The organism is Borrelia crocidurae, from assembly GCF_000825665.2.
Classification (GTDB): domain Bacteria; phylum Spirochaetota; class Spirochaetia; order Borreliales; family Borreliaceae; genus Borrelia; species Borrelia duttonii.
The window spans coordinates 584,710-585,376 of record NZ_LN609267.1 but is presented as its reverse complement, the minus strand read 5'-3'; the positions used below and the strand labels follow the sequence as shown (position 1 = coordinate 585,376).

General features: G+C 28.2%; 1 protein-coding gene. It reads left to right on the top strand.

The features are described from left to right. The first annotated feature begins 51 nt into the window (after positions 1-51). Entirely contained in the window at positions 52-561 is a 510-nt protein-coding gene (locus BN1173_RS02880; RefSeq protein ID WP_012538313.1) for a BAPKO_0422 family outer member beta-barrel protein, read from the top strand. Positions 562-667 lie beyond the last annotated feature (106 nt).

The following is a 667-nucleotide window of genomic DNA, read 5'->3' as shown; positions in this document are numbered from 1 at the left end:
TATCAATACAGAATTAAATTTCTATATTAAATCTTTATTAAAGGAGAACCCATGAAACAAAAAAATATATTTATCTTAATACTGTTATTATTGTCAACATCTGCTTTCGCCAATTCAACAGCAAGAAGTAATTTTGGAATAGGAATTTTATTACCATTTCCAATTGCATTAGAATTAAACATTGAAAACTTTGACATAGACTTAGGAATTTATAATGGAGCAAACAATCTTTTTCAAAATTGGCAAACTTTATTTCTTGCAATAGACTACATATTTTATATGCATACTTTTAAAGAATTAAATCAAATGCTTAACTTTTCGATTGGTGGTGGCGGATATGGAACAATATGGTTCTCCAGATGGAATCATACACACACAAATAGTGGTCCAATAAGCATAGGAGCCAGATTGCCACTAATATTAAATCTTGCAATATTTATAAAAAAATTTGACGTATTTTTAAAAGTAGCACCTGGTCTTGGAATTAATATTTGGAATGGAGGAGCTGGATTTAGATGGGAAATATTTGCTGCTCTTGGTATTAGGTATTGGTTTACATAAAATTTATAAAGAGAAGTATCAATTACTTCTCTTTATAAATAAAATAATCAATACAATCCAATTACAACACAACGTACACCAAATAAGTAAACTGCTACAATACAAT